This window comes from Paraglaciecola sp. T6c (assembly GCF_000014225.1).
In the GTDB taxonomy this organism is placed as follows: Bacteria; Pseudomonadota; Gammaproteobacteria; order Enterobacterales; family Alteromonadaceae; genus Paraglaciecola; species Paraglaciecola atlantica_A.
The window spans coordinates 4,892,116-4,918,184 of sequence record NC_008228.1 but is presented as its reverse complement, the minus strand read 5'-3'; the positions used below and the strand labels follow the sequence as shown (position 1 = coordinate 4,918,184).

Here is a 26,069-nt window from a genome sequence, read left to right as displayed (position 1 = left end):
CTAATACTTGGCCCGTATTACATGGAAAGCTTTACCCCTAGCATTGCCGAAAGCCGTTACAAGAAGATGTGGCTGGATAGCCAAGACAATATTTCGTTTATTCAGATGGTGACATCGACCGCAGCGACGGCGGCATTTTCACCCGGTGGTAGTATGTTTCAGCTGGGTAAAGACGCGGTGAAATTAGCGGTGATCCCGCCGGTGAGTATAGCGGCAAGCTTGGTGGCGATCTTCTTGTTGTTTATCAAGCTGGGCATGTATTTGTGGGCGCGCAGTAAAGTGTATTTCGTGGTAGCCATGGGGCTAGGCGTATTTGCGTTCGGCATGCCTGTGGGTAAATCGGTGATGGGCGAGAATTCGTATCACGGCATGATGGTCGCGTTTGCTAATGAATTTAGCGATGTGGATACCTTCGATAAAACCTTCACTGTTGGTTTTGGTTATGTACTGGATTTAGAGAATGGTATTTTCAAAACCTATCGAGATTTAGACGTGGTCAATGCCGTAGCACGCGTGGTGCATCAAAAACGACCGCGTGATGAAAACGGGCAACCGATAGCGCTACCAGAGCCAAGTGAATTTTCACTGCGCGCCTACGATAACTTTGCCTATTCCATTTTAGATTTTACCCCTGACATGTTGGGTTTAGGGGAGGTGACTTCGCCGTTTAACAGCAATATCACCGTTTTAAAGCAAGACATGAACGTGGGCGCTTATTTGGGTGTGCGTTTAGAAGATAAAAAAGTGGCAGAAGTACGCATGCCTAACTTTATGCAAGGCACCGACATCGGCCTGCTGGCCGAGCAGCGATTGTTTTATCAGCCGGATTGGCAGGCGTTGGCGCTGGAATATATTGCAAACGTGGACGACCCATCATATTGGTTGCAGTTGGCCCAAGGGGATGTAGCAAAAGAAACCTTGATGCAACGCTTAGAGCGCAACATGGCTACGTACCTGAACAACACGTCAAGTACGCTGGCATTGTTAAATAACTTAAATGAGAAAGGCCAGAGTAACTTAATTTTGTTAGAGCTTGAGCGCAGCAAAAAGTACCGCTGTTTTGTGCTGGGCACGGTGACCGCGCAGATGATCAGTAAATCAATTGAAAGCAATCATATTGCCTATGAAGAACTACCGAATTGTAAGGCCAAAATATGAAAAATAAGGTTACGGGTTTCGTAAAAGAATGGATAGCAGACAACTTGATACTGCTGGTATTGATGATAGCGATGTTTGCAGGCATGCAATATTTATATTACCAAGAAAGCCAAGCCCTGGGCAAAGCTGCTCAGCAGGTTGAAGTGCTTAAATTGAAAATATCATTGACGATGGAACAACAAAAATGACCGAGCAAACCAAAGCCCCTTTTATCTCATTCAAGTTCGACGTAATGACATTCATCGCCTTGTGCGGCGCTATGTACTTAGCGTACACCGCTCACAGCGCGAACATGGAAAACACCGCAAAACTCAGCTCATTGTTAAGCAAGTACGAGCAAACACTCGACGCCGCTATCGCGGGTGATGAAGTCACGCTGAAACGCTATCGCAGCAACATCAAAAAGACGTTGGATTCACTGTCGCCGAAAGAGCGCGAACTGATGCTGGCACTGTTAAAGGTGGATGCCCAAAGTAAAGGCTAAGACGAAAGCTAACCACAGGGCGAGAGAGCTGGTTCAGAACGGCGATCAGTTGTGAGGACTTTCGAGTGTGATCTCAGGTGCGCTTTCAGGTGGACGGTCGCGTGAATTTTCATTTGGATTTTCACACTACTGCAGACCACAAATAGCAGCCATAAAAATACCCCAGCATCAAGGATGCTGGGGTATTTTTATGGCTGCTAATTTAAAACAGCAAGGATGATGTTTTAAGCGGTGCTTTTCTGTAAAGCGCGCATCTGATCATGGTTACGCTTCATGTCAGTTAATACTTTATTTAGCGCCATGGTGCATGCTGCAGGTTGGTCTTCTTTAAGCGCCTCGCGCAGCTCAGCAAGTATTTTGTCTTCCACTTCTTCAAGTTGACTCACGAATGTGTGGTCACTGTTAGAAGTGAGTGAGCTGATGACTTTGGTGTACATATTTCTAATATCTACAGCGACCGCGCTGTCGTCTTCGTAATCGCCATTTTCAGCTACGGCGAAGGGCTGCAAGGTAGTGATGGCAGCTTGCTTGTCATTAATCATTTGCTGGAAAACAGTTTTGATACTCTGAGATTCCACTTTCTCTGTGGCGTCTGAATAGAACTCGATACCGCCGTTTAGTACTTTGATAATAGAGGAAACTTTTTCAACATGATTTGGATTAGACATAGAATACTCCTTTTTGAATTAACGTTTTGTGACCACAAAATTAGTTTTGCGTCACCTTGTTACTCTCTATATTTATGTTGCAACGCCCATACCACGTCGCAGTGCTTTTTACGTTAAGACTAAAATATATTGAATTTATTTTTTGTTGTTTAAAATCAGTGCTTTATAAGTTTTTTTGAATGACTGTTGCGTGCTGTAGTGCGAAGGGTTAATCAATTTTTAGGTATTGTTTTTATACCAAGTAAAGATTGCATTTATGGTTGAATAAAGTACTCGTGTATTTGCTTTTATCGCTTGGGTGTTACTGCTTAAGTGTTAGCTGCTTAAATTTTAGAGTGTTCGGCGTGCTGAGGCGTGTTTACGCCCCTGAAATGAAAAAGGCACTTTAGCGTTATGCTAACGTGCCTTTAATTGATAGAGAGCCTTTCGTTGTATGTGGCTAGCGCTTAATTTTGCGCGCTTTGCCCGTCACTATCGGATGGAGCATCTGCTTTGGAAGAGGCGTTTTTATCAAAGTTTTGTTGCTTTGAATTTGTCTGCGTACTTTCGCCGTTTTCATTGCCTTCATTACCTTTGTTAGCAGCGTTGCCCTTGGTCATATTCTGCTGACTCGCCAGCATTGAATCGAGTTTTTCACCGCCTTTTGCACCAAAATCCAAAGTACGGATAGGGAAGGGAATAAGGAAGTCGGCTTCTTCTAAGGTTTTCTTGATCAAAATAACTGCCTCATGGCGTGCCACCATAAAACCGGTATCGCCTGGGTAGTCTATCCAAAACCACACCAGCATATTAATGCTGCTATCGCCAAAGCTCTCTACGTAAACGGCGGTTTCTTCTTTTTTAATGACGAAGTCACATTCGTTAATTTTATCAGTGAGCAGTTTTGCCGCTGCTGCGGGGTCGTCGCCATAAGAAATGCCAACCGGGATCTCTAGCCTGCGAACACCCAGCGTGGAGTAGTTAGTAAGTATATTGCGAAACAAGATTTTGTTAGGGATAACCTCGATTTGGCCAAAAAAGGTTTCGACGATGGTGTTGCGCAAATTAATGGCGCGTACGTTGCCAAACACGCCCTCTGCTTGCACTACATCGCCTAATTCAAAGGGTTTTCTAATTCCCATTGCAATACCTGCAATCAGGTTTTCTGTCATGTCTTGGAACGCAAAGCCGATGGCTAAGCCCACAATGCCTGCACCGGCTAGAAGTGAGGTTACTGTGCCGGAAAGACCTAAAAACTCCAGCGCAATAAATAAGCCCGTACACATCACAATGGCTTTAAATATCGACGCAAGTAGATCGGCGATTTGCCGGGATTCCAATGCTCGGTGTAAACCTTTCCTAAGCATTTTACTGAGTACTCTGGCGAGTATTGAGAACACTATGGTGATCACAATCGCGACCACAAAATTAGGTAGGTGTGCGATGGTTTGTTCTAACCAGCTTTGAAGCTTGTCATTTATCAAAGAGGAGAAATCGCCGAGCGCTTTGAATTCCATGAGTTGATCCTAGGGTGGGTTAAAAGAAAAAAGCGAGTACCACAAGGTACTCGCAAAGGGAACGCACTGTGGATGTAAGACAGTGCAGCAGCAGTAATTCTAATGAGCCGGTCGTAGGTTTTGGGCTAACTTCTGGGCGTCAAATACGGTTAATGGTGTTTCAGGCTCGCCTTTGCCCATAGTGATAAGCAGCGACGACATGATGTTTTCTTTCACTTGTTTGGTGGTCACTTCGCCGCCGGCATAATTTGGTGAAGAAGGCGTGGCACAGCCTAATAAACCGCAGGTGGTTTCACCTTGCGTGGGCTTTGTTGTGCTTGGTCCTACGCGGGTGACGTCTTTGGTTTCGATGTCAGTATCGCTGTCTACGATGGTGAACCAGCTGTAACCATTTGCGCTGGTGAGCTCAGCGGCGTGAAGTAGGGCGAAATTGGTGGCTTCTTCTTCGTCAGTATTTTTGTTGCCTTTGAAGACGACGCGATATTGATTTTCACTTAACTGAATATGGCTGTAGCCTTCGTCTCCGTTTTGCATAGCTGCCTGATATTGAGTCGGGGTGACTGAACTACAGCCAAATAAGCATAGGCAAATCATGCATAATGTCAGCGTTGGCTTTAGTAAAATGTAATCAGGCAGTATATTCATAAGGCATACTCTTTAAGGGTTTGGCTGATAAAGTGTCAGCATTCTTAATGTTATATGTATGGCTTGATTCAATACTGATGCCAATGTCGCAACCCTTTAAAAATAAGGGGTGTAGGCAATGGTGATATTTATGGGTAGCAACATTTACTGGTTGAAGCGTAAAAAATGCGCACGGTGGGCTTTGCTCTGACAGGGGAAATGGATAAGCCAAAACGACAAAGGGAAAGCGCTGGCTTTCCCTTTTTCACTTTACCGCGAAAGTTTGTGTTTGTACTTGTACTCGCGCTTGCACCTAGCTTAGCGCCCGGGCTGTGGTATAAGAATTAATAGAACGAGAACGTTTCGTTACTAATCCCCCTAACCAAGACTATTACTGGTGGCTACGGCTCAGGGGCGATAAGTATACTCAGTGATGCAGGGTTTACCTCGATGAATAATTCATCGTCTTGATAGGTTTCACCGTCAATCACATAGTTAAGCGGGCCGGCGCCCTTGATATGAATTTTTGTGATGCGCTGGTGACGCACGCTTTTCTCTTCTACTGAGTTAAATAAGCCCGGGGCAATTAATTCAGACAAACTGAACATATGATCCCCGAATGTGGCATCACCGGGTAACCAGGTTAAATCCAAAAAGCCATCTCGCACATTCGGTTCGCCGCCACCTTGGGCTAATACTGTGGTAAATGGCGCAGCATTGGCCACCACTAAACTGCACACTGACATCTGCTGTGTGGGGGCGTCGTCGATGGTAACGTCGAGCTGCAAAGATTCATTCACATTAACGGCTTCCCACAGGGCTCTGATATAAGCCATTTGGCCGCCTTCGTTTTTCTCCTCCCGGTCTGCGTTTTCAATCATTTTCTGTTCAAAGCCGACGGCGGTCACCAGTAACGCAAGTTTATCGTTACAGCTAGCGGTATCAATTTTGGTCGCTATGCCATTTTCAATATGCTCACAAGCGACCTCTACCGGCATGACTTTGGTTTTACTGCCAAATAACGCGTGGGCTAAGGCGTTTGCCGTTCCCATGGGGATAATGGCAAATTGAGTTTGAGTATTCACCACAGCCGATGCGACCTCGGTTAATGTACCGTCGCCGCCACACGCAATCACAGTCGTGGCGCCAGCTTCAATCGCTTGTTGCGCTAGGTCATAGGCGCTAATGTCTGGTGAGGTTTCTACCACTTTTAGCTGCATAGACGCACTGAGTCTTTGTACGATAAATTCACGATTCTCGGGCCATTTACCGGCACCGGATACTGGGTTTGCAATTAACCATGTTGGGGCTTTGGGCGTGAGCACACCTTTATCAAAAATTTTGCAAAGCGCCCTAAGCTGGTGGGAGTTGAGACGCGCGGTTTCTCGCACATCTTGAATTTTTTCAATGGCTTGGCGTACGCTTAATGTGCGGTCTTTACTCAGCAAATACGCAGCCATTACTAATACCGAGCGGCCACGACCTAGGGCGCAATGCACAACCACACCGCGTCCCGCGCGACGATGATTCTCAATCCAGTTTACTGCGCTAACTAAATCCTCTTCCGAAGGGCTTTGGTGGTCAAGCACAGGAACATTTAAGTAGGCTAAGTCTTCTGAGGTGGCTGTCCAATCTAGTCCGTCAAATTCGGCGGTAACGTCTAAAATAGCTTTGACGTTGAGCTCTTGAAGGTAAGCAACATCGCTTGGAAATAAGCGGCACGCTAAAAATAAATCATCATCTATTTTTTGAATGGCGGGCACTTTGTCGTTTTTACGCGCCCAACTGTTGTAGAGCTGAACGCCAAGGAGAAAGGGTATAAATAACCAGCGCACATAAAAGGGAATTGAACCGTCTTGCTTCTTTCTAAAAATGGCCGGCTTTTGTAATAAGTATGCTGCACCCACAGCAAGCAGAGATAGGCTTATCCAAACCAGAGGAACGCTGACAAATAGAGTTGGGCTGAAGTATGCCAAGGCTAGTGCAGCCAGCGCACCTGCTAAATAATACTTAACGATAAACATGATGCTAATCCTCTATATAAATGGCTACGACCGGCTATGGTTGCGCAATGCGCTCTGATTTTCGCAGTGACAAGTCGTAGTGTCGATTCCTCTTACTATTCCCACGCTAGCATAGGCTGTAGGTTAGATGCGCTGTGATACAAAGATGCTACTCGCCCTAAACCCGCACTTTGCTACGTTGAAAGCAAAGTGCGTTTAAGGAAAGTAGCATAGGTCGTTATTGGCACATAAACATGGCCTAATTTAGAACGATTTAGTCCCTCGGATTGGGTAGTCGTTCTTGCGCGTGTAGCCTAAACCCGAAACCAACATATTCAGGTCTGGGCGAACAAATGGGCTGTTGGCAATCTCTAACACTTGTACTTTGTTGTCGCTGTTAACAACAAATAGGCCAGGCTCAGGGAAGTCGTGGTCGGTTTCAGCCTCAGAAGTCGGCTGTGATAGGTACAACCCAAGTGCGCTCATGTGCTCTTTGGTTAAACCTGCATATACCGGGAATTCGACCGATACGTCATCAAGCTTGGTGTTAAGTTGCTCAACTGAATCAGCGGACACGGCCACAATATCAACTTTAATGTCTTGAAATTGAGAGCGCATTTCTTGCAATTGGGTGAGGTATTTACTGCAAATTGGGCAGTGCACTCCGCGATAAACCACAACCATAGTCCAGTGCTCAGCGTCTGTTGGACTGACTAAGCTTTGGATATTGCCTTTGGTGTCTAATACCTGAATTTCAGGGAAAGTGACGCCTGGGGTGAGTTTTTCAGAATTCATTGTCGTCCTCCTTAAGGATTGGTTAATGAGATGGGATGAGCAGCTGTGCATCGCGCTCCATCGCAATGCGGATGTCTACCTAGGCAGATTGCTGTTCGCGCATTTCTTCGCGGTAACTGTTGGCCAAACGACTCTTTTGCGTTTCATTCAGTACTTTGCCGGCCATTTGGAAGAACTGCTGCTCTTCGTCATCCAAATGGTGCAATACCAAATGCTGAAGACTTTTCATGTGCGCCAACCATGCTGAGGTGCTCATGTTTGTGTCTTCAAGTTTCTCGATCAGCTCATCGATTTCATGGTGCTCAGCGATGGCATGACGAGACTGATCCGCCATGTCGTCTGACTCCATCAGGGGCGCATAAAAATAACGCTCTTCGGCTAAGGCGTGACTCTCTAGTGCATCTTTTAGCGCTTTAAATGCATGAATACGTTCGTCGCTTTTACCTGACGTGTTAAGTAGTTTGTCCATTAAGTCGCGTTGAACGTCATGATCTTTACGCAATGCTTCGAAAATTTTCATTATCTTATTCCTTTTAATTTTGCTTCGTTGTTCGTTTACTTAATGTTCTTCCTTGCGAGCTTTGTACCAACAGGGTTAACTTTGTAATTAATTGAAAATCATAAGATTTATCTGGGAGACTCGTATTTTAATAAAGCTTAACGTGGTAAAAGTTACACGTTAGCAGTAGTTATTTCTGTGTCTTTGGTGTGCGTTGCTGGCGCGCTTTTATGTCGCAATGAATCGATTCTGGGCGTATTTCGTAATAGCTGTAAGTGGTAGCTGCTAGCGGTTTATGCGCACTGCAGAGGGTGTCAGTGGCAACACGCGGAAGGCTTTGTAAGAGCACCAATCAAAGAGTGAATAGCGCGTGTCAATAATTGCGGTCAATGAGGAGGAAATATGAAACAAGCGGTTAAGGCGTACATAGGTTCGTTACTGGGGTTTTTGTTATTAGATGCGATATGGCTAGGCTTGGTGGCTAAAAATAGCTACATACAGGCGATGCAAGGGCTTATGCGAGAAGATGTGCACGTTTGGCCTTGGGTAGTGTTTTATAGCCTGTACTGCATGGCCATCGTGTATTTGGTTGTTCTACCGCGCAAAGATACTGCCCATGGACGTCATGTACTTGCGGCTGGTGCGGTACTCGGTGCAGCGGCTTATGGTGCGTATAATATGACGAATTACGCTTTATTAGCGGGCTGGCCGTTGGGCATAAGCTTGCAAGATTGGGCTTGGGGGACAGTGGTAACCAGCTTAAGCAGTTATTGTGGCTGGCGCTTAGCGCGACGCTGAGTCTAGCCAAGGGTGAGTGAAAAACAGTGAGTGCTACGTGATGGCGGCAGAGTCACCGCGACAGTGAATACTGTCGCGGTTCAGCGATTATTTATTCAGCTTACGTATGTGGCTGTAGTTCAGTAATGCAACGAATACCGAGCCGCCAATCGCATTGCCTAACAATACAACAGAGAGCGCTTTGAGCATCTCAAGGAACGACAATTGATCAGAAGTGAAATAGCCCACGAGTAGCTCTACTGAGCCAGCGATAGAGTGATGTAAGCCACCTAGCCCGATGATGAAAGTCACAATATAAATACACAATATCTGGCTGGTGGTGGAATGCGTTGACAGTATTGTCCACGCGCCTAAAGCCATTAACCAACCAGCAAGGGTGGCGCTGGTTAACAGTGTAAGGGGGGAATAGGACAAAATATGCTCAGCGATAATGAAGTAGCCTTCGCTGGCGTGAATCACTTCATCGCTCACGGCGAGTAAGCCTGCGCTTATTACACCGCCCAACATGTTCCCCGCGATAACAATCCCCCATAAGCGGAACATACGAACAATTTTGATGCGCCTGTCCAATATTGGGTAGAAAGCTGTCGCTGTGTGTTCTGTAAAAAGCTGAGTACGGCTTAAAATACACATTACGAAACCCAGCGGATAGACCAAGGCAACCAAAACACGGTTAAACCCCGTAGAGAGATCGCCCACTATGGTGGTCATCACACCTACCGCCAATACGGTGAAACAAATAATCATGCCAGCGGCCAGTGCAGACATAAATAGTGACATGGCGGGCCGAGCTAACTGCTCAACGCCTTCATCGATGGCTTTTTCAAGTATGTCGTCTGGATGGCGGAACGTTTCATCGACACGCTTCACTATGACGGAAGCATATTCCTGGCTTTCACGAGTACGCTCTTTGGTTCGCTCTTTAGCGCTTTCGTTAAACAAGAGGTCTCCTGAGGTGGAAACGATGCGGGCTTCATGATCGTGCTCGCCGTGCTCTAAGTCATCTGACATGTGTTTTTCCTTGCTAGTGTTTTATCCACCAAATAACGGCGACCAATATGGTTAAGCCAATGGCTGTGGGGAGCTTATATTTTTTAAACAACGCCTCAGCGTGGTTACCCGTTAGCTTCACTAACAAGGCTAATCCGAAATAGCGTAGCGACCGTGCAATTAAAGTGGCTAACAGAAACATGCCGATGGGATATTTCACTGCGCCAGCGGCTAGCATCGCAATCTGAAATGGCACGGGAATGATACCGATGGACAATACGTACCAGAAGCCCTGCTGTTGCATCTGCGCTTTTACGTTCTCTAATTGCTGAGGATCAGAAAACCAACTGGCAATTTGTTCAGCGAATTGGTCGAAAAGGAAATACCCAACACCGTAGCCAATAACCGCCCCGAAGATGCAGCCCACAGTGGCAAGCGTTGCCAGCAACCAAATTTTCTCACGCTTGGCCTGCATCAATGGAATGAGCACTGCTTCTAGCGGGATCGGCACGATAATAGATTCTAAAAATGAAGCCATGACTAACACTGCATACATGTTTTTAGATTCAATGAACTGTTTTGTTTTGCTTTTGAAGTAAGCGACCATTTGCGTCCTGTCTTACACCTTGAGGTTGAGTGGATCCACGTGGGGAAATGAAACAAGTAGACCTACTTTGCAGGATGTATACCAAAGGACGGCGCGGCATGAGTGAGCGACGGGCGCATTAGCCGAGTCTTGCAGCGAATATTGCGTTAAGCCTTATAGCATAAGGTGTGTCACGCCAAGAAAGTGCATGAGATTGTGCGCATTTACTCGTAAATGGAATGCAACTACGCTGGCTTAAACAGCAAAAAATTACCCACTATGAGCTGATTTAGGCGGATTTTTTGCAATATTTACTTACCCTTGCCTTAAGCCACAGCCGATGGCCATCGCCGATAACGAGAACCGTCAGAGCAGAGCCGTAACTTTAACGTGAGGTTACTCTGATGTGGGTTTTGAGGCGTGTAGCTTTGCGAACTGGCGTAGGGTTAACATACCGGAAATAGACGAGACAAAGTAAGGCACGATAAACGTTAAGATTAAATTCCCCCACTGAATGGGTGCTTGACCAAATATGCCATCATACTGGTTGATCACATTTAATATTGCGCCAACGATTAATGCCGTGAAAACGGAGCGCTTTACCAAAGTAGGGTTAAAAAGTTGATTTAATAGCCCAATATTTCTGTTTATCACTTGCGTTACCTTATGGATTTTGTTGATAAAACAAGACCGGAATTGGTATGAATTATTTCAGTGTATACAAAAAATCGTAGGCAAGCCTAACAGCGCCCGTTGCTTTTACAGGGCAGTTAATTCACACTCCTGCGCTTGATAGATAAAGGGGCTTGAAATGAATGATAAAGCGGTGAAATCGGGCGTCTTATTTGCGATAGCGGCATATACCATGTGGGGAATTGCCCCAATGTATTTCAAGTTGCTAGGCCAAGTGCCAGCGATGGAAATATTGATGCATCGCATTATCTGGTCGGTGATTGTACTCACGTTGCTTGTAGTCGTTACCGGCAAAGCGGACAAAGTCAAGCAGGCGATCCTTAACCCTAAGGTGATGCAGGTCCTCTTAATTTCAGGGGTATTACTGGCCGCCAACTGGTTTATCTTTATCTGGGCGATTAACAATAACCACCTGCTTGATGCCAGTTTAGGCTATTACATCAACCCATTGTTGAACGTGTTTCTTGGTCGCTTGTTTTTGGGCGAACGCTTGCGCCGTTTGCAAAAAGTCGCGGTTGGATTAGCGCTCTCAGGTGTGGTGTATTTTATCATCGGTTACGGCCAGTTACCTTGGGTGGCTCTTGCACTCGCTGGCACATTTGGTATTTATGGTTTATTGCGCAAACAGGTCGCGGTGGATTCATTGCCAGGCTTGCTTATTGAAAGTGTATTTTTACTGCTTCCTGCGATTGCGTATTGGATTTGGTTCGCCGGTGAATACAGCAACATGGTGACCAATGACATGGCACTCAACATTACCCTGATTTGCGCCGGTATCGTGACCACAGCGCCTTTATTATGTTTTACCGCAGCGGCTAAACGCATCATGTTTTCGACATTAGGCTTTTTTCAATATATTGGCCCAAGTTTGATGTTTGTATTGGCGGCGGTGGTCTACGGTGAGCCGTTAGATGACAACAAAATAGTGATGTTTGCTTTTGTTTGGTTGGCACTGGGTTTGTTTAGTTATGATTCACTGCGCCAGTATCGTAAGGTCAGAAAAGCGTTAAAGCAGCCTAACACCAATGCCAATAAATGATTAACCACTTAGCGGAAAGTTAAACTACTTCTTCTACGGGGTCGTGTACCACTTGATTGCGACCGCCAGCCTTGGCTTGGTAGAGGTATTCATCGGCTTTTCGCAGCATACTATTAACCCCACCTGTAGCGATGGCTGTTAGCCCAATACTCACAGTGCAGTGAAACGTTTTGCCTTCAAATTTGAAGGTGAGCTGGGCTAATGCCTCACGAAACGATTCGAAGAGTTGTACAGCGCTGGGCAGATCAACATTTGGTAAAAACACACAAAACTCTTCGCCGCCAAAGCGTGCAGGAATGTGCGGCGCAAATGTTGATGAAACCAGTTTGGCGATTTCTCGTAAGGTGTAATCACCGCAATCATGGCCATAGGTATCGTTCACTGATTTGAATAGGTCGATGTCAATGAGTGCCAAAGTTTGGCATTTCGGTACCAGCTGGGTCGCCGCTGCGGCCCGTTCGAAGAAGTGTCGCCGATTCGGTAAGCCAGTGAGAAAATCAGAATTGGCAGCCCTACGTATCAGTTCGATGTTTTCGATATATTCGATGTTTTGCATGATCCGGCATAAGAATTCTTCTTGGCCATAGGGCTGGGCAAGATAATCGTTGGCTCCGCTTTTAATAAACCGAGCTGAAACCCCGGTGTCACTGTGATCTGACAAGCCTATTACCGCGATATCGTCTTTTGAGGCGCGCTTACGAATTTCATTGAGCAGTGCAATGCCGGTCATGTCAGGCAACTTATTAGCAACAATCACTAACTTTATATGGCTGTAGCGAGTGAGCGCCTCAAGACCTTGTTGGCCGGTGGTGGCCTCATGAGTCATAAAGTTGTGGCGCTGTAACAGCGAAATGCTGCGCTGACGGCTGACTCTTGCGTTATCGACAACTAATACACCTTCACTCTTATTCTTGTGCAAACGGCTGAGCAACACGCTTAAATACTCATAGACCTGCTCGTTTTCTTTCAGAATGTAGTCAATGACGTTTTTATTCAGGATACCGGCTCTGGTTTCTGGATCTAAGAATTCGGTGGTCACTATGGTCGGTAAAAATGAGGCTAGGGTGAAGTCAATCGCTTGACCGATGGGGGCGTCTGGCAGGCGATAATCAACGATGGCACATAAAAAATCTTCAGGTGCTGAGTGCGAGAATATATGTTGCGCCGCAGTCAGGCTAGTCGCTTTAACTGGGGTTAACTGTGCTTTGAGTATCAAGCTGGCAATGACGTCTACGCTTTGTTCGTTATCGTCAATTATCAAGACTTTTGGGCGCATAAAGCCATTTTACCTTTCCGCTGATACTAAGGAGCACTTAAATGTATCGCTACCTTATAGCACCTCGCAGAAAGGGTAAACTTAAGGCGTTAAATTTTATCTAGTTTTGCAAATGACAGCACTAACCATTTACTGCCAACATTATCAAAATTCACCTGCACTCTGGCGTGCTCGCCACTGCCTTCGTAGTTAAGTACAGTGCCTTCCCCGAATTTACGATGAGTCACTCGCTCCCCGAGTTTAAAGCCCGTAGAGTCAAACGCGGTATGACTTGCAGAAGACTGAAAGCGACTCTGCATCGGACGTGACACTGTCGCTTTGGTGCGAAGGCGAACTTCTTCAATAAATTCTGTGGGTATTTCTTTGATAAAGCGAGATGGCGTATGGTATTTGTCTTGGCCATAAACACGACGACTTTCAGCGTAGGTGAGATAGAGTTTTTGCATTGCGCGAGTCATGCCCACGTAGCAAAGGCGGCGCTCTTCCTCTATTTTGCCGGGTTCGTCATTGCTCATTTGGCTGGGGAACATGCCCTCTTCCACACCCACTAACAATACCATAGGGAATTCTAGCCCTTTGGCTGTGTGTATGGTCATCATCTGCACGGCGTCTTGATGCTTATCGGCCTGGGCGTCACCAGCTTCAAGCGAAGCATGGGCAAGAAACGCTGACATGGGGCTCATGTTTTCAGCTTCTTCAGGGGGCGCAAATTGCTTACACGCGGTAACGAGCTCTTCTAAGTTTTCGATACGTGCTTGGGCTTTTTCGCCTTTCTCTGCTTTGTACATGGCGTACAAACCAGAATTTTTGATGACGTGATCAGCGTGTTGCTCTAAGGGTAAATCCGTGGTGTCTTTTTGCAGTTTTAAGACTAAATCCACAAAGGCTTGTAGCGCATTGGCCGCACGGCCTGACAAGCGTTTTTCACGCAGTAGCTGTAAGCTTGCTTGCCACATAGACAAGTCATGCTCTTTGGCTTGCTCACGCACCTGGGACAAGGTTTTATCACCAATGCCACGCGTAGGGGTATTCACGACGCGCTCAAATGCGGCATCGTCAATTTGTTGGTTGATAATACGCAGATAACCTAAAGCATCACGGATTTCCTGACGCTCGAAAAATCGCAAGCCACCGTATATGCGATAGGCCACAGACTCTTGCAATAACGCTTCTTCAAGTACGCGTGATTGGGCGTTGTTGCGATACAAAATAGCGCAATCGCTGAGGGCATAACCTTGGGTCTGCCAGTCTTTTATGCGCGATACCGCAAAGCGTGCTTCATCTAACTCGTTAAAACCGGCATACAAAGAAATAGGTTCGCCGTCTACACCGTCGGTCCATAACTCTTTGCCTAAACGGCCTTGGTTATTATCGATGACGGCATTGGCCGCTTTTAATATATTGCCCGTGGAGCGATAGTTCTGCTCTAAGCGTATGGTTTTTGCTTGAGGGTAATCACGCAAGAAGTGTTGAATATTCTGCACATTTGCCCCGCGCCAACCGTAAATTGATTGGTCGTCATCGCCAACAATAATCATATTGTTGGTAGGTGCGGCTAATAGGCGCAGCCAAGCGTATTGGATGTTGTTAGTGTCTTGAAACTCGTCCACAAGCACTGCGCGAAAGCGGGTTTGATAATGTTTAAGTAGCTCAGGATTTTCTACCCATAGTTGATGGGCGCGTAGTAATAACTCGGCGAAATCTACCAGGCCAGCCCGTTCGCAGGTTTGCTGGTAAACCTGATAAATTTCACATAACTTTTTCTGATTATAGTCACCGTGAGTATCTATGTGCTCAGGTCTTAAGCCTTCGTCTTTATTGCCATTGATGTACCACTGAACGTGTTTCGGCGCCCATTGCTTTTCATCTAGGTTCATACTCTTGATGACACGGCGCACTAGGCGATATTGGTCGTCTGAATCGAGTATTTGGAAGTTTTCGGGTAACTTAGCTTCAGCGTAATGGGTGCGCAATAGTCTGTGAGCGATACCGTGAAAGGTGCCTATCCACATATTGCTTAGTGCACTGCCTTGCAACTCTTCGATACGCCCGCGCATTTCGCGAGCGGCCTTGTTGGTAAAAGTAACGGCGAGAATACCCCAAGGGGCAATGCCTTCTACTTCCATTAACCAAGCAATGCGATGCACCAACACTCGGGTCTTACCGCTGCCAGCGCCGGCCAGAATAAGCATGTCAGCAGCAGGCGAGGCTACTGCATCACGTTGTTTATCATTGAGTTGTTCTAAGAGTCGAGATACATCCATGGGGGAAAAAATGCTGTAGAATTATGAACGCATTATAACAGTTATACTGTGTTTTTATACAATTAATGAATTTGTTCTTAGTCATTATTAGGCTTTAAAATAACAACTGATTACACTGCCGACTGATGCAGACATAAGGTGGATACTCGTGGACAATAATTTTTGGCAAACGCTTCGTAATGAAGCACAGGTGATGACTGAAAAAGAACCCTTGCTTGCCACTTATGTAGATGAATGCATTTTAAAGCAAGATGACTTTGCAGGTGCGCTGAGCTTTATTTTGTCCAATAAGTTATCCGACAAAGTGATGTCGGCTAAGGCTTTACGCACCATGCTTGACCAAGCTTATCGCGACCAGCCCTTGTTAGTAGAGGCGACTGTGTTTGATATTGAAGCAACCTTTGAGCGCGACCCTGCGGTGAAATCGTATTTAACCGTGCTGCTTTACTTTAAAGGGTTTCATGCCATTCAGGTGCATCGTTTTGCGCATATGTTGTGGTTAATGGGCCGCCATGAATTGGCGTTGTTTATTCAAAGCCGCAGCTCTGAAGTGTTGTCAGTGGATATTCATCCTGCGGCATATATAGGCCAAGGCGTGATGTTTGATCATGCCACGGGTATCGTTGTCGGTGAAACGGCGGTGATTGAAGATAACGTATCGATTATGCAATCTGTGACCCTTGGCGGTACAGGGAATGAAGTTGGCGACAGGCATCCTAAAGTGCGCCATGGGGTGATGATAGGCGCGGGTGCCAAAATATTAGGTAATATTGAAATTGGCCCAGGTGCTAAGGTCGGCGCTGGTAGTGTGGTATTAGCGGATGTGCCATCACACGTTACGGTTGCGGGTGTGCCAGCTAAAATTGTGGGCAAGCCAAGTTGCCAAAACCCCTGTCAAACTATGCGCCAGAACGTTTTAGAAGATTAATTTAGCTAAAAGATTAATCGGCAACTCGCCTGATGAGGCGTTGCCGTTATCGAGCGAGTATTGTGTTGACGCAGAGCTTAGTTTAAATGGCACAGCTTAGTTTATATCGCACAGCTCGCTTAAATGTTGCAGTTGAATATCCGGTAACACGGTAACGTCTTCGCTATTAAGTGACATCGGGCGATTATCTGCATACCAGGCACACATGAATCCGGCTTTCTTGGCACCTAAAACGTCCTTTTCTAGGTTATCCCCCACATGCAATATGGATTCACCGGGCAGGTTTAACAGCTTCTTAGCTGCATCGAACATAGCGCTGTTGGGCTTCATGGGAAACGCTAAACTAGCATGAAAGCTCTTTTGAAAGTAATCCGCGATACCGATTTGCTCTAAGTTTACATTGCCATTGGTGATAGCGACTAACGGCCAGCGCTCCCCTAGCTTGCTCAAAATATCAGTGACTTCACTACTCACTTGAAAATTGCTGCGTTCAAAATAGAAAAAGTCGAAGGCTTCATCCACCGCGCTCTTAAGCGCATGGCCGCTGTGACCGAATGCTTGAATGCCGCTGGTAAGCACTTCTCGGCGCAACATGCCCATGTCACTGTGAAGCTCAGGCTTTTGTTTTAATGTGGCGCGTCTATGGTCACGCCAATAGGCTGGATGGCTGTGGGATGGGTCATCTGCAAAGCTACCCAAAAACTCAATCAAGGCGTGTTCAGCGCGGATGATGTAAGGGTAATTGTCGTAAAGGGTGTCATCGAGATCGAACGTCATGGCCTTAATTTGGCCGATATTACGGTAATAAATCATGTTGTCGATTCTGTCCTCTTTTCTTGCATTAATGATCCGCCGAAATGCTATTTTCGACGCTTGGCTCTGGGGTGCGCTGTATCGTATACGCTAGCCAAATGCTGAAAGTTCAGATGAGTATACACTTGCGTAGTGGATAAATTCGCATGGCCGAGTAGTTCTTGCACTCCGCGTAAATCACCGCTTGATTCTAAAATGTGGGTGGCGAATGAATGGCGTAATTTGTGTGGGTTGATATCTTGATCTAAATGCTGCTGCTTGGCCCACAACTGCATCCGTTTCGCAATTTGCCTATGACTGATACGCCTTCTGTGTTTACTTAAAAACAATGCCGGCTCATCACCGTCAGCTAAAACACCGCGCACTTTCAACCATTCGCCAAGGCATTTTAACGCCGTTTTACCAACGGGCAGTATGCGCTCTTTACTGCCTTTACCAATGACCCTTAATTGGCCGTCGTCTTGTAGGCTTTTCAGGTTTAAATCGGCCAGCTCAGCTAAACGTAAGCCGCAGCTGTAGGTCAGCTCGAGCATGGCTTTATCTCGAACCCCAAGGAGAGAGTCATCATCGAAGTCTAGCAGCTGATGCATTTCATCTACATTAAGCTGTTTAGGTAATGGACTGCCTTGTTTAGGCGCTTGTACCGCCTTGGCTGGGTTACTAGATAACACTTCGAGCTCAACCAGATAAGCGCAATAGCCACGTAGTGCAGATAGTCGAAGGGCGATACTACGTGGGCTCAACCCTTGACGACGAGCCTGATTCAGCACTTGGCGCACATGATCGACCGTTAGCTCTGGCCATGCGGTAATGGTGAGGGCTTGGCAGATGCTGGCGAGTTGACGCTGATAATTTTCAATGGATTTAGCGGCCAGATTACGTTCGTACTTAAGATAATCAAAGTACTTGCCGAGTAAGGGTTGCAGACTTGGCTGTTCGCTCATTCGTCAGCCAGGATGTCAGTAAGCCAGTAATTTAGGCAGTAGAATGCTTAAAAACTGTTGTAACTGAGTGATAAGCAAGGTGTCCATGTCAGGGTTAAAGTGCCCAGGATCGTTGCTGCCAATGGCTAAAATACCCAGCTCGCCATTATCACCTAAGCGCAATAAGGCAACAGATTCAGCTTGTTGGTCATTAAATAACAGCTTTTTTTCGTGTTCGCTCAAGCGGCCGAAGAAAAACGCCTCGTCTTTAAAGCGCTTTTCGGCAAACAATTTGCGCTGAATTTCTGGTAATGCAAAGGCACCCTTGTAAGGTTTCAAAGCGACAGATGAAAGGTTTAACTGCTCTTGCATCACGTCTTCGAGCACATATTGCACTGAACTTATGTCAGAGCATTTCAATACGCGTAGGTTTAGATCTGCATAAATACGGTATATGGCTTCGTTTTGTTTAGCGATGCTGATCAGCTGAGTCAGTTTGGAATTGAGTAAGCGTACTTTTTGGCGTAGCTGTTCACTTTGGCGCTCGACCAGAGAGACACTGCCTTTTTGGGCATGGGGCAATTGCAGTTGCTCAAGTAACGCTGGGTGTTTAACGAAGAACTCAGGGTGCTTGGCAAGATAGATAGCCACCTGCTGTTCAGTTAACCCATCCGGTTCAGCAAAGGAAGAGGTGTCGTCTAATGGACTTTTTTGCTGACCAGATGCTTCATTCATAACGTGATATTTCCATCAAAGACATGTTCCGCTGTCCCTGTCATTTTTAAGATTGACCCTGGCCCTTGCCAACGAATTTTCAAGGTACCACCTGGTAAATCGACAGTGACTTCCTTGTTTAACTTTTTCTGCATTTGCCCTACGGCGACGGCTGCACACGCGCCGCTACCACATGCGAGGGTTTCACCCACGCCGCGCTCATAAACACGAAGTTTAATATGACCGCTGTTTAAAATCTGCATAAAGCCGATGTTGGCACCCTCAGGAAAGCGTTCGTGGGCAACTAACGTTTTACCTATGCCTTCTACATCAGCTGTTTCAACATCATCCACTAATAATACACAATGGGGGTTACCCATGGAAACTGCGCCGCAAAAGAAGGTGTGGTCATTCTCGCGGATGATATAAATGTTTTCTTGCTTGTTGGCCTTTAACGGGATTTTAGCCGGTTCAAATATAGGCTCGCCCATGTTGACGGTAATTTGCCCGTCACGCTCATGATATAACACGATACGACCAGCCTTGGTGCTTACCACGATTTTGTTGCGGTTGGTTAGGCCTTTCATCTTAACAAAGCGAGCGAAACAACGAGCACCGTTGCCGCACTGGGAAACCTCAGAGCCGTCTGAGTTAAAAATACGATAATGAAAGTCTTGTTCCGGGTCGTACGGAGGCTCTACGACCAATAATTGGTCGAAGCCGATACCGAAATTGCGATCCGCCAACTGGGAAATCTTTTCTTTACTGAAAAAAACGTTTTGGGTTACGTTGTCAATAACGACAAAGTCATTGCCTAAACCGTGCATCTTTGAAAACTGAACTTGCATGTTTGCCACTTACGTAAAAATCACTTAATCAGACGACGATCGCCCTTGTATCAAGTACCTATAATGATGGTTATATCATTTCAAAGCACGGCTGACTATGGGTTTGCATCGTCTTGGCTAAGGGACGATGCAACTTACAGTGCATTCTATTGTGCAATAGGTAACGCTATAGGTGGAGCGATACTTTTACAGTACGCTTTCACCACGCCACAAGTCTTCAAGGGTTTCTCGTTCACGAACAACCATTACCTGGTCCTTGTCGACCATGATTTCAGCGGCCTTACAGCGACTGTTGTAATTGGACGCCATGACAAACCCATAAGCACCCGCGCTGCGTACCGCGAGGTAATCGCCCGCATCGATCGCCAATTCACGCTCTTTTCCAATGAAATCGCCTGTCTCGCAAATGGGCCCAACAACATCATAAACCGCACTGTCACGCGTCAAAGACGTATCAAGTGGAATGATGCTTTGCCAAGCTGAGTATAATGCCGGGCGAATTAAATCATTCATAGCGGCATCAACAATCGCAAAGTTCTTTTCAGCCCCTTGTTTTAAGAACTCAACCTTGGTCAGTAGCACACCGGCATTGGCCATAATGGCGCGGCCCGGTTCAAAGATGAGCTGTAAATCTTCACGCCCTTGCATGCGCTGCGCGATTGCTTGGGTGTACTCATCAGGATGAGGAGGCGTTTCATCTTTATACGTTACGCCTAAGCCACCGCCTACATCTAAATGCGCCAATGTAATGCCATTTTCGGCAAGCTCATCAATAAGAACCAACAGTTTATCCAGGGCATCAACAAAGGGCGCAATTTCAGTTAATTGCGAGCCTATGTGGCAATCTATTCCTTTGATCTCAAGATTCGGTAAGGACGCAGCGTGGCGATACACTTCTACTGCTTGCTCACGCTCAATACCGAACTTATTGGCTTTCAAGCCGGTAGAAATATATGGATGGGTTTTCGCGTCAACATCTGGGTTTACGCGGATTGAAATCGGTGCAATTTTGTTTTCAGCAACAGCCACTTGGCTGATGCGCTCTAGCTCTGCTGGGGATTCGACATTAAAACACTTGATGTTGTGCTGTAAGCCTAATGCAATCTCTTCAGGCGTTTTTCCCACACCTGAAAACACCACTTTGGTTGGGTCACCGCCCGCTTTAAGTACGCGTAAAAGTTCGCCACCGGATACAATATCAAAGCCAGAGCCGAGCTTAGCAAGCACGCTTAACACGCCTAAATTTGAGTTGGCTTTCACTGCATAGCAAACCAAATGTGGGTGGGCACCAGCTGCTTTATCAAATGCTAACCAGTGACGCTCTATTGTCGCTTTTGAATAAACATAACATGGGGTGCCGTGAGTTTGGGCTATGTCGTGCAGCGATACATCTTCTGCATAGAGTTTTTTATTGTTGTAGCCAAAAAAATCCATATTACTGCTTACCTTCTTGGGAATCTTGAGATGGGGTAGGGGTTGTCTGAGATGACGTATTCTGTTGTGGTTTTTCTGGCAGGATCAAGGGTTTCTTTTGCCCACAGCCTTGCAGCGTTAACAGAGTAAACGCGCTTATCAGCGCTAACAAAAAAGTAGTTTTACGTCGCATCTCAGGCCTCAACTGATAGTGTAGCCGCGTATGATGGCACTCCCAGCGTAAAATGCAACGTGTTAACAGTGCTTTAAGCGTTATATTCTATATTCATTTTAACCAAGGCTAATCTGCCCCACTGCTGTGAAAAAACCGTGTGATCGACCATGTCTTATGAGGTTAGCGACTGGCTTTTGGCAGTTTATCTAACTGAGTGAGGACTGACTGGGGGAAGCGTACTTTACTCCAGAGTTGTTCGCACAACGTGTTAACGGCTTGCCAGTCACGCTTGACCAACCAATCAATAAGAATGTCGGGGTTTTGCGGGTAGGCGATACGCTCGATAGCAGGCTTAGTTAACCATTCCTCTACGATGTCGCTGTCAAGCGTCGGCATGCTTTGAGCTAAACCGAGTTGTTCTAGGGTTTTGGCATTGGATAGTTGTTCAAATTGACCGCTAAGAGGTTTGATCAACAGTTTCTTGCCGAAATGGAGACATTCACTGGCCAGTTCGAAACCCGCGTTAGCTATCACCCCTGAGCAGCTTTGTAAAATACGCACAAAATCGACTTTAGATGGGCGACGCCACTGAATATTCCCTAGGTGTTTGTCTTGCTCTATTTTAGGGTGAAAGCAGATAAAATCATGCTCTGAGAAAGGGTCAAGCAAAGCATTAATGTCGTCTATTTCTTCAAAGGGCAAATACACCAGATAGGTGCGCGAAGGTGGCGATTGGCTGTCGTCTGCTTCAATGAAAGGCGGCATGATCGGATGGCCAAAATGATACCAGTGCACACCTAGGTGCAAATCGGTGGGGGCAAAGTAGCGGGTGATGAATTTATCGAACAGGGTGCCTGGCTGTTGAGGCACAGGGTGCATGAATGCCGCCTGATGACTGATAGATATAGACGGGATGTTATTGAGTTTGGCCGCCCAAGCGCTAATTGGCTCAAAATCATTGATCACTAAATCGTAATCCCTAGCGCGAATGCTCTTGATGTCTTGGTGTAATTCACGCAACTTGGCTGATTTGAAAGTCGCAGACTTACTGATTTTTCCACCCTTGGTTTCAAACGTTAAGCCGCGATAACTGGCAAAGTCGCCGAAGACGTCCATATCAAAGTATTTGTCTTTGTCTCGACCAGAAAATAGGTAGTCGACTTGAATATCGCTGCGCTGATTGAAGGCTTTTGCCATGACTCGGGCGCGCGTAGTGTGTCCATTACCGGTGCCTTGTACACCGTACAATATCTTCAAAGGTGAGTACTCTCTTAGGTTAAGACATGCGTTTTGGTTAAGGTAAACCTTTAGTCAAAGTTAATTTTTCAAGTAAGGGCTGTTTATAGCAAAGACAAACTGAAATAAGACATGCTTAGGCCTAATGCGGCGCCAGCTAGAATATCACTGGGATAATGAACACCCAATAACACGCGAGATAAACCAATGATGCTCGCCCAGCAATAAACCAAAATCAGCATGGATGGGTAAAAACTGGCGATCAACGATGCCATTAAAAATGCGGCTGCTGTATGACCCGAGGGTAAGCTGAATTTGTCGGATGGGGTAATATGGGCGCTGAAATTCTGCAATAAGTCGCAGGGACGTTGTCGGCGTAGGAATTTTTTCAAAATTAAATACACTGGCAATTCAAGGCTGTAAGCGAGTAATGCGCTGTATAGAAACAATGCACCATGCTCTGCTTCAAATAACCAAAGGAATAAGCCTAAGATGAGATACAGGTGACCGTCACCAGTGCGAGACATCCAGATTATCCAGCGACAGTCACGCTTAGCGGTCAGTCCAAAAAGCCAATGAAAAAGCTGGGTATCTGTCTGAGTCAGTGTTTTCATCGTGACACTCCATCAACTCGCATTCTATTCAGTGTTGATGATGTTATTTTTTCTGTGTGAAGCTTAGGTGACAGATTAAAGAACAGTTTATGAAATAAATTTCCCGTACTAGGTTTCATCAAAAAACCGTGTAAAAGCTTGATTAGTGGTAGCATTGCCACTACCTAGCAGTATACTGGTGGTAATTCGTCTGAAGGGGATTAGCAATGGAATATAATACGTCTGCATTATGTGATTTATTTGCTGACAGTGTTGATGTGGTAGAACCCATGTTTGTTAGCTTTGGTGGCCGCGCTTCTTTTGGAGGTGAAATTACCACCATCAAATGTTTCGAAGACAAAGGCGTTATTCTCAAAGCGCTGGAAAAGCCTGGGCTAGGAAAAGTATTGCTAATCGACGGCGGTGGCTCTATGCGCCGAGCGTTAATAGATTCTGCCGCAGCGCAAATCGCTTTAGATAACGGCTGGGAAGGTATTATTTGTTATGGCAGTGTGCGCGAGGTCGATGATTTAGAAGAGATCAACGTGGGTGTGCATGCTATCGCCTCGATACCGGTCAGTGCTGACGACCAAGGCGTGGGTGAAGTTGATGTTGCGGTGAATTTTGGTGGCGTGACGTTTCTGCCAGAAGATCATGTGTATGCCGACCGCACAGGGATTATTCTCTCCCCTGAACCTTTAGACGTCGAGTAAGCTCTGAGCGGTCTTATACCAATTCCATTAAATTTTCGCTAAGTGGCTAATTGTTTAATGGCGTTGGTATTAACTGCAAGTTTAAAAAGCAACAGACATAAAAAAAGCCATCATATGATGGCTTTTTTCGTATTTGATGCAGTCGTTAGTAACGAATAAGTTACTTACCTACTAAAACAGAAACGTTGGCGATGCCAGCTTCTTTAGCTTGGTTAATGACTTCAGTTACAACACCGTGCTTCGCTTTAGGGTGAGCTTGAACAGCAGCAGAATCTGTGTTGTTCTCAGCTAAGAAGCTTTGAATGTTCGCTACGATACGGCGGATATCCACTTCACGACTGTTCATCATGATAGTGCCATCTTCGTTAACGCGGATAGCTAGAGATTTAACATTCGTTTTCGGCGGCGGTGAATTTGAGTCTTTTGGACGCAAAACATCTAAACCTTTTTCTTTTACGAAAGAGGTGGTAACAATGAAGAAAATCAACATGATGAACACGATGTCCAACATGGGGGTCATATCTATTGCTGCTTCGTCATCAGAAGAGCCGTGCTTCTTTCTTTTCATCTGTACTTGTCGCCAAATTGTTGAAATTGAATTCGCCTAGTATAAAGGCACTTTTAGTTGAGAGCATCCACTAATTACATAAATTTATGCAATTGTATTAACGAAATTGTATTGTTTTTCACATTAGCGGTATAAAAAACACCCTTAAAGATTCATCAGCTGACAAATCAAAAGAGGTGAATGGCGTTTTTCATACAACAAACTGTTTATTCAACAAACCGTTTGCTCTCTTTATTGACATATTCCCACGACCAAAACCAAGATAAGAGTGACTCAGATCAACCTGAGGATCTCGCAGATCATTTTTCGGCACGCGCACTATTTGTATCGTAGAACGCTATGTTTTGCAAACCTAGTGCATTTTTTGAGCGCTTGAGGAAATCATAACATTGACTGCTAAGTACTTTTATTCTCTAGCGCTTGACCGAGATAAACAAAGTAATCTAAGAAATGATCCTGCACGTTTTGACGATGTTGGTCCTTAGGGTACACCCCTAACAGTGCTTCTGGACTCTTCTTGGTGCCTTGCACTAGGAATGCGTTACGTATGCCATGATCTTGGATGATCGCTTCAAATGCTCGCGCCGCTAATTCTTGAGGGCGAGCGAAATAATACAATTTCATTTCTTTATCCACTAGGGCGCTGGCCAATACATATTGATTAGGCTCTTCTTTATCAGGCGATAAAAAAATACTCTCGAAGCACAGGCTCAGCTTTTTGTTAAGCGGGTGGGGATGCATCTCATGATCATCTAACCACAGTTCTGAGGCGAAATTATGCGGCTGACAAACAACAAAAAGTTTGTCGCAAATATAATGGTCGAAGGCGTGAAACCATTCGTGAGCCAAGGACCCGCCACCTGCATTTTTGGCTAATGCAAGGCGTTTAGTTTGGGACTCATAATGGGCGCAACTGTGTTTTCGCCCGCCCGTACCAAACGCTAATGACAAGGTGCCATTTAATGAAATAACCGACTCTGGCACCTGCAAAATATCCATTAAGTCGCAAAAGGCATCAAAAAATAGGTTAGCGGCGATTTGCTGTTCTTCCGGGGTGACCCATTTGCCAATATTTACGGTGCGAAAACCGAAGATTTTTACGATGTCTTGGAAGCTGACGTCGGCGCCGCCTCGATGTTCATCACCATTGCGATAATACGGTCGATGCAGTCTTGATTGGCCAGCTGTGGGGATCACTGATCGTCGTTATCCAGTTCTAGTAGTAATTGTTCTGCCCAGCTATCGATACGCTGCTCAGTTCTATCGTACTGGTTTTCATCATCTAGGGATAACCCAACAAAATGTGAGCCATCTTCGGTTAATCCTTTCGATTCAGTGAATTCATAGCCTTCATTTGGCCAATAACCGACCATTTTGCAGCCCAGTATAATGAGCTCATCGTGAAGCATACCAAGGGCATCTTGGAACCACTGGGCATAACCAAGCTGATCACCGAGGCCAAACAAAGCCACTGTTTTGTTTTCAAGGTTAAGTTGACTGATGTCTTGCCAGCAGGATTCCCAGTCTTCTTGTAGTTCCCCAAAATCCCATGTGGAAATTCCGAAAATCAGCACATCGAACTGTTCTGCTTGGCTAAGCGGTACCTCTTTTATATTGAAAATATCCACTACATGAGCATCAAACAACCGGTTAAACGCGGTTTGAATTTTCTCTGCGGCCATTTCGGTGTAGCAAGTAGTTGAACCGTAAAATAAACCAATTTTAAAAGCCGTATCTGACATGGGTACCTTTTAATGCCGCTATTAAGTTGC

General features: G+C 45.8%; 29 protein-coding genes. 7 read left to right on the top strand and 22 right to left on the bottom strand.

Translation table 11 applies throughout. The features are described from left to right. Positions 1-21: 21 nt before the first annotated feature. The 3 genes from PATL_RS20990 to PATL_RS20980 are packed head-to-tail and all read left to right on the top strand — an operon-like array spanning position 22 to position 1,642. Positions 22-1,158: a hypothetical protein gene (locus PATL_RS20990; protein WP_232283267.1), complete on the top strand. Its 1,137-nt coding sequence runs from the start codon at positions 22-24 to the stop codon at positions 1,156-1,158. Next, positions 1,155-1,346, top strand: a complete 192-nt coding sequence (locus PATL_RS20985; protein ID WP_041714135.1) for a hypothetical protein — start codon at positions 1,155-1,157, stop codon at positions 1,344-1,346. Before PATL_RS20990 ends, PATL_RS20985 begins: the two co-directional genes overlap by 4 nt. Further along, positions 1,343-1,642: a hypothetical protein gene (locus tag PATL_RS20980; RefSeq protein WP_011576786.1), complete on the top strand. Its 300-nt coding sequence runs from the start codon at positions 1,343-1,345 to the stop codon at positions 1,640-1,642. Before PATL_RS20985 ends, PATL_RS20980 begins: the two co-directional genes overlap by 4 nt. A gap of 224 nt (positions 1,643-1,866) precedes the next feature. Here PATL_RS20980 and PATL_RS20975 read toward each other — a convergent pair whose 3' ends face one another. The 6 genes from PATL_RS20975 to PATL_RS20950 form a co-directional block, all read right to left on the bottom strand. Continuing rightward, positions 1,867-2,310, bottom strand: coding sequence for a ferritin-like domain-containing protein (locus tag PATL_RS20975; RefSeq protein WP_011576785.1), 444 nt, complete (start codon positions 2,308-2,310; stop codon positions 1,867-1,869). A gap of 446 nt (positions 2,311-2,756) precedes the next feature. Beyond that, the gene (locus PATL_RS20970; RefSeq protein ID WP_011576784.1) at positions 2,757-3,806 is read right to left on the bottom strand and encodes a mechanosensitive ion channel family protein; all 1,050 of its coding nucleotides are present in this window, start codon (positions 3,804-3,806) and stop codon (positions 2,757-2,759) included. 99 nt (positions 3,807-3,905) lie between these two features. After that, complete coding sequence (locus PATL_RS20965; RefSeq protein ID WP_011576783.1) at positions 3,906-4,451, bottom strand: CC0125/CC1285 family lipoprotein; 546 nt, start codon at positions 4,449-4,451, stop codon at positions 3,906-3,908. Between the two features lie 380 nt (positions 4,452-4,831). Further along, complete coding sequence (locus PATL_RS20960; protein ID WP_011576782.1) at positions 4,832-6,454, bottom strand: diacylglycerol kinase family protein; 1,623 nt, start codon at positions 6,452-6,454, stop codon at positions 4,832-4,834. 243 nt (positions 6,455-6,697) lie between these two features. Continuing rightward, on the bottom strand, positions 6,698-7,228 hold the full coding sequence (locus PATL_RS20955; RefSeq protein WP_041714134.1) for a peroxiredoxin-like family protein: 531 nt from the start codon (positions 7,226-7,228) through the stop codon (positions 6,698-6,700). 79 nt (positions 7,229-7,307) lie between these two features. After that, positions 7,308-7,748 (bottom strand): hemerythrin domain-containing protein, encoded by a 441-nt coding sequence (locus PATL_RS20950; protein WP_011576780.1) that lies wholly within the window; start codon positions 7,746-7,748, stop codon positions 7,308-7,310. A 381-nt stretch (positions 7,749-8,129) separates the two neighbouring features. Here PATL_RS20950 and PATL_RS20945 point away from each other — a divergent pair, with 381 nt between their 5' ends. Next, positions 8,130-8,525, top strand: a complete 396-nt coding sequence (locus PATL_RS20945; RefSeq protein WP_011576779.1) for a DUF2177 family protein — start codon at positions 8,130-8,132, stop codon at positions 8,523-8,525. A gap of 87 nt (positions 8,526-8,612) precedes the next feature. Here PATL_RS20945 and PATL_RS20940 read toward each other — a convergent pair whose 3' ends face one another. From PATL_RS20940 to PATL_RS20930, 3 genes are all read right to left on the bottom strand, one after another. Further along, positions 8,613-9,536 (bottom strand): formate/nitrite transporter family protein, encoded by a 924-nt coding sequence (locus PATL_RS20940; protein ID WP_011576778.1) that lies wholly within the window; start codon positions 9,534-9,536, stop codon positions 8,613-8,615. A gap of 13 nt (positions 9,537-9,549) precedes the next feature. After that, positions 9,550-10,122 carry a YqaA family protein gene (locus tag PATL_RS20935; protein ID WP_011576777.1) on the bottom strand — a complete coding sequence of 191 codons (573 nt, stop codon included), beginning with the start codon at positions 10,120-10,122 and terminating at the stop codon, positions 9,550-9,552. Positions 10,123-10,497: 375 nt separating this feature from the next. Continuing rightward, positions 10,498-10,755, bottom strand: a complete 258-nt coding sequence (locus PATL_RS20930; protein ID WP_011576776.1) for a hypothetical protein — start codon at positions 10,753-10,755, stop codon at positions 10,498-10,500. A gap of 157 nt (positions 10,756-10,912) precedes the next feature. Here PATL_RS20930 and rarD point away from each other — a divergent pair, with 157 nt between their 5' ends. Next, positions 10,913-11,833, top strand: coding sequence for an EamA family transporter RarD (gene rarD / locus PATL_RS20925; RefSeq protein WP_011576775.1), 921 nt, complete (start codon positions 10,913-10,915; stop codon positions 11,831-11,833). A 19-nt stretch (positions 11,834-11,852) separates the two neighbouring features. Here rarD and PATL_RS20920 read toward each other — a convergent pair whose 3' ends face one another. Further along, entirely contained in the window at positions 11,853-13,109 is a 1,257-nt protein-coding gene (locus PATL_RS20920) for a GGDEF domain-containing response regulator (RefSeq protein WP_011576774.1), read from the bottom strand. A gap of 89 nt (positions 13,110-13,198) precedes the next feature. Then, positions 13,199-15,373, bottom strand: a complete 2,175-nt coding sequence (gene uvrD, locus PATL_RS20915; protein WP_011576773.1) for a DNA helicase II — start codon at positions 15,371-15,373, stop codon at positions 13,199-13,201. A 148-nt stretch (positions 15,374-15,521) separates the two neighbouring features. Between uvrD and cysE the strand changes: the two genes are divergently transcribed. After that, positions 15,522-16,301 (top strand): serine O-acetyltransferase, encoded by a 780-nt coding sequence (gene cysE / locus PATL_RS20910; protein ID WP_011576772.1) that lies wholly within the window; start codon positions 15,522-15,524, stop codon positions 16,299-16,301. Positions 16,302-16,397: 96 nt separating this feature from the next. Here cysE and PATL_RS20905 read toward each other — a convergent pair whose 3' ends face one another. The 8 genes from PATL_RS20905 to PATL_RS20875 form a co-directional block, all read right to left on the bottom strand. After that, complete coding sequence (locus PATL_RS20905; RefSeq protein ID WP_011576771.1) at positions 16,398-17,114, bottom strand: HAD-IA family hydrolase; 717 nt, start codon at positions 17,112-17,114, stop codon at positions 16,398-16,400. Between the two features lie 47 nt (positions 17,115-17,161). Then, complete coding sequence (locus PATL_RS20900) at positions 17,162-18,058, bottom strand: tyrosine recombinase XerC (protein WP_011576770.1); 897 nt, start codon at positions 18,056-18,058, stop codon at positions 17,162-17,164. A gap of 15 nt (positions 18,059-18,073) precedes the next feature. After that, positions 18,074-18,772 carry a DUF484 family protein gene (locus tag PATL_RS20895; protein ID WP_011576769.1) on the bottom strand — a complete coding sequence of 233 codons (699 nt, stop codon included), beginning with the start codon at positions 18,770-18,772 and terminating at the stop codon, positions 18,074-18,076. Continuing rightward, positions 18,769-19,599, bottom strand: coding sequence for a diaminopimelate epimerase (dapF, locus tag PATL_RS20890; RefSeq protein WP_006991618.1), 831 nt, complete (start codon positions 19,597-19,599; stop codon positions 18,769-18,771). Before dapF ends, PATL_RS20895 begins: the two co-directional genes overlap by 4 nt. 186 nt (positions 19,600-19,785) lie before the next feature. After that, the gene (gene lysA, locus PATL_RS20885) at positions 19,786-21,033 is read right to left on the bottom strand and encodes a diaminopimelate decarboxylase (RefSeq protein ID WP_011576768.1); all 1,248 of its coding nucleotides are present in this window, start codon (positions 21,031-21,033) and stop codon (positions 19,786-19,788) included. A 1-nt stretch (position 21,034) separates the two neighbouring features. Then, positions 21,035-21,205: an LPS translocon maturation chaperone LptM gene (locus tag PATL_RS22750; RefSeq protein ID WP_157043430.1), complete on the bottom strand. Its 171-nt coding sequence runs from the start codon at positions 21,203-21,205 to the stop codon at positions 21,035-21,037. A gap of 162 nt (positions 21,206-21,367) precedes the next feature. Beyond that, complete coding sequence (locus tag PATL_RS20880) at positions 21,368-22,444, bottom strand: MJ1255/VC2487 family glycosyltransferase (protein ID WP_011576767.1); 1,077 nt, start codon at positions 22,442-22,444, stop codon at positions 21,368-21,370. Between the two features lie 83 nt (positions 22,445-22,527). Further along, the gene (locus tag PATL_RS20875) at positions 22,528-23,037 is read right to left on the bottom strand and encodes a phosphatase PAP2 family protein (RefSeq protein ID WP_011576766.1); all 510 of its coding nucleotides are present in this window, start codon (positions 23,035-23,037) and stop codon (positions 22,528-22,530) included. A gap of 206 nt (positions 23,038-23,243) precedes the next feature. On the opposite strand from PATL_RS20875, the gene rraA reads away from it, so the two are divergent. Beyond that, the gene (rraA, locus tag PATL_RS20870) at positions 23,244-23,729 is read left to right on the top strand and encodes a ribonuclease E activity regulator RraA (protein WP_006991623.1); all 486 of its coding nucleotides are present in this window, start codon (positions 23,244-23,246) and stop codon (positions 23,727-23,729) included. Positions 23,730-23,889: 160 nt separating this feature from the next. Here rraA and PATL_RS20865 read toward each other — a convergent pair whose 3' ends face one another. The 3 genes from PATL_RS20865 to fldB form a co-directional block, all read right to left on the bottom strand. Then, positions 23,890-24,297, bottom strand: a complete 408-nt coding sequence (locus tag PATL_RS20865) for an ExbD/TolR family protein (protein ID WP_011576765.1) — start codon at positions 24,295-24,297, stop codon at positions 23,890-23,892. A 396-nt stretch (positions 24,298-24,693) separates the two neighbouring features. Then, a complete protein-coding gene (locus tag PATL_RS20860) occupies positions 24,694-25,494 on the bottom strand; it encodes a CLCA_X family protein (protein ID WP_011576764.1) in 801 nt (266 codons plus the stop codon). Next, a complete protein-coding gene (fldB, locus tag PATL_RS20855; RefSeq protein WP_011576763.1) occupies positions 25,491-26,039 on the bottom strand; it encodes a flavodoxin FldB in 549 nt (182 codons plus the stop codon). The genes PATL_RS20860 and fldB overlap by 4 nt, the downstream gene beginning before the upstream one ends. Between the last annotated feature and the right edge of the window lie 30 nt (positions 26,040-26,069).